Genomic DNA, 3,395 nt, shown 5'->3' on the forward strand with positions numbered 1-3,395 from the left:
CTTTCGATGATTTTACGAACATAGGACTGATACTTTTCATTGTCAGCAAGTGCGAAATACATTCCCCACCTTTCGATTTTTGAAAGCTGTTCAACGGGCGTGTTTGCCAGGCGGCGAATCTTTACTAAATCAAGAAAAATTACATTCAGCCTGTCGCCAAGACGAGCACCCGTGTCCTTCCTCATAGCATACCACGACAGAGGAGAATTGTCATCTTTGTCGAACTCGAAATTGACCACGGAAATCTGGTATACTTTCCCGGCACCGTACTTGCTCCCCCGCTTGTTATTTGAAACAAGAAGTTTCGCAGCGTGGATTTCCGCCCGGCTTTCGTAATCATAATCCTGATTTCTTCCCTGCATCTCCAGCTCGGCCTTTTCTCCATTATCGAAGGTAACATTGACATCAAAACTCATCATTTTTTCGTCAAGGATTTCAACAGGTTCTTCGTTCGGAACGAGCTTCATGTCTTTGATGTTCCGTCCCAGAATTGTAGAGATGAAATCTTTCAGGGCAAAGTCGGATTCCTTTGTTCCTTTCGTAAACATTGATTTGAAAACCGGATCACAGCGTGGATTTAAGATTGCTGTCGGTGATGGACGCTGCGTCTGTCTGGCGTACTTACTTACCATAAATCATTTCTCCTTTAGGGTAAAAAATATTCCGAGAATTCCCCTCAAAATTCCCTATATATTTATTTGCAGAGAAAATCGATTTTCGGCAGTGATTTGCGATAATTTTTTGTTATATCTAAAAAAAGTAGGTAAGCCTTAAACAAAACAGCCCCAGGCAGGAAAAATAAAGCCTGTCTGGGGCTGTTTTGCTTAAAAATCTTGCACACGGAAGGGCGGCAGCCGATTATGTCGTGCAAAAAACTAATTTCGGATGCGGCTTGCAATTTCTGCGGCCAAGGTGATTTTTGCTTCTTTGGTGAGAAAAACTTCATTTGAGAGGCCTGCAAGAGGAACTGTAGTTGCCGCAATCCAGAATCTTGCATCATCTGACTGTTTGTCAGGTGTGCGGCTTTGTTTGAGAACTGGAGCTATGCCTGTTGCCTGGCTGAGCTGTTCTTGCTGTGCCTTGCTGACGAGGGCTGAAAGAAGTTTTTCACTTTGTGCTGACTTGTACATTGGAACCGCATAGTAAATTTTGCCTGTGAAGACTCTTGCATTTGCACCATGCTCCGAGGGAATGTAGCTCGAACTGTAATGGGATATTGAATTTACGGTCATGTCCCTGTGATTTTCAAGGCTCATAAAGAGCACGCTCGCCTGTCGGTTTAATGCCATCGCCTCAATGTCTGCATTTGTGAAAGCGAATGAGCCAGGATGAATGAGACCGAGTTTGTACAAGTCTTTGAGAAGGGCGACTGTAGAAGCGAGTGGGGCAGCGGCTTTGTCACAGAGGGCGCTTGCGGCTTTTGCCGGGTCGGGAATGTCTGTAATAGTTTTTACCGCTTCTTTGTATGAATCTGCTCCGTCAAGGGATTCTGCCACTGCTCCGACAAAATCAAGGAAAAAGTCTGGGTTAGCACCTGCTAAAACCATGGGATAATTGTTTGAGGTCTTTTGGCCAATCATAAATTCTTTTACATCGTCCCATGTATTGATTTTTGTGACTTTAGATTTTTTGAATTCCTGTGTGTCGATGTCAAGTTCGAAATGCCCTGAAAGAACGGGAAGGGCCGTAATGCCTTCGCCTGACTGTTTGACGGCCCCTGTCATTGAAGAAGTGAAGCCTTTGGACAGTTCTTTGGGAAGAGCCGCTTTTTTTGAAGCCTTTCCAATGGCACTTTCTACGGCAAAGCCTGATGAGGTAAAGATAATCGCCGGTTTTTTTGCGAATGGAATCTGCGAACTGAGTTTCTTTTCGGAATCATACTGAATGAATTGTATGGAGAGAGAGTTTTCCTGTGCGATTTGAGTGAGAGCTTTTTCAAGTCCTTTTTGTTGTCGTTCGCCTATATTATAGAAAGCGACTGTATATTTTTGGGGCGAAAGGAGAAAAATTCCTGCTATAACAAGAATCAGCGCGATAAATATAATTGGTATTATTACTTTATTTTTTTTCATGTTTTCATTATCTAAAAAAAAAACTCCGAATTCAAGTGCAGATTATATGAATTAGGGAAGGAAAAATTCCGATATTGAAGATATGCGCATTTTATTTTCAATTTGTTTTTTAATTTCAATAAGTTCATGTCTTCTGCCAGCCCAAAGCGAGGATAACTCAATTTACAGACTTCCAGAATCTTCTGACTCAAATGCGGCTTTATCTTCCTCGGATTTTATCCTTGCGGGAAGTGAGTCCGGCTTGTATAAGATTACTGCCAGTAAAACGGCGATTCCCCTTTGGCAGGGTGGAAAAGTTTCGAAAATTGTCCGCACCGAGAATAAAAGCAGCTCTAAAGTACGATGGTATTTTTTGACTACAGAAGGAATCGTCTCTTCTTCTGATTTGACGGTTTTTGATTTCAGAAATGAAGGTCTGCCTTTTCTCACAATCAAGCAATACGACGGAAAAAATACGACTTTTTTAAAACAGCCGGCTCAACTCAAAGATCTAGCCGTTCATCCCACTGATCCAAACATTCTCGTTACTGCCACAAAAGATGATGTATATATCACTTACGATGGTGGAACGAATTGGAAATGTCTTGGCTCTACATCGAGTTCTACATCTGGAATCAAAGCGGTCGCCGTTTGTGACATGAACCGCTCTGGAACAGGAAAGCCCGCCGTAAAAAACGCGGACGGCACCGTGACTCCGGCTCTTCCTCCCCAGACGGATTTGGTTGTATTTATGGCTCACACTATTTTTGGATTCTCATATTGTATGCCGAATGCAAAAAAAATCACCTGGAAAGATTGCAACGGCGGATTTGAGAATATGAAAACACAGTCTTACCCGGATGAAATTGCTGACATCCTCCCTGTCGTTTTTTCTGATGAGAACGGATTTCCTGTCACGGAGGTTTTTGTTTCACAGTCTTATCTTCCCCGCATTTATCGCTTTGACTGGACGAAAAACCGAGGTGAGCTTTTGTATTCGGGAAGCGAGCCTGTGGAGACTATAGATGCGCTTTTCTGGGACGGAACGAAGCTGCTCTTCACAAAACCTGGAGATATTGCCGCATACAATCCTGTCACAAAAACATTGGACTCACTTCCTTCCGAATATAACAGATGGCAGCCTTTTTTCAATGTCCTGGGGAAAAATGACACTCTTTACAGCGCATGGATTCCGACGGCTGACAATGAAAAAAAAGCAGGTCTTACACTTGGCGAGCTTTGGCTTTTGTATCCGGATGATGTGAACAATAAGTACGCTGACAAAGCCCTAAACCGAAAGGCAATTTATGTTCAGGCCCATAAGGTTATGACAAAGGCTGGAAT

At 42.9% G+C, this 3,395-nt stretch carries 2 protein-coding genes and 1 pseudogene; 1 reads left to right on the forward strand and 2 read right to left on the reverse strand.

Translation table 11 applies throughout. The features are described 5' to 3' along the window. Both B2089_RS10705 and B2089_RS10710 read right to left on the reverse strand, forming a co-directional pair. Positions 1–632 (reverse strand): PD-(D/E)XK nuclease family transposase (locus tag B2089_RS10705; protein WP_296687250.1); only part of this gene is annotated, 632 nt, incomplete at its 3' end. A 243-nt stretch (positions 633–875) separates the two neighbouring features. After that, complete coding sequence (locus B2089_RS10710) at positions 876–2,072, reverse strand: hypothetical protein (protein WP_296687253.1); 1,197 nt, start codon at positions 2,070–2,072, stop codon at positions 876–878. A gap of 82 nt (positions 2,073–2,154) precedes the next feature. On the opposite strand from B2089_RS10710, the pseudogene B2089_RS10715 reads away from it, so the two are divergent. Then, positions 2,155–3,395, forward strand: a pseudogene (locus B2089_RS10715) (hypothetical protein); the annotation flags it as partial.

It is taken from the genome of Treponema sp. UBA3813 (genome assembly GCA_002368605.1).
Classification (GTDB): Bacteria; Spirochaetota; Spirochaetia; order Treponematales; family Treponemataceae; genus Treponema_D.

Coding starts and splice junctions, on each gene's coding strand:
- B2089_RS10710 (WP_296687253.1), bottom strand. CDS start 2,072: ATGAAAAAAAATAAAGTAATAATACCAATTATATTTATCGCGCTGATT.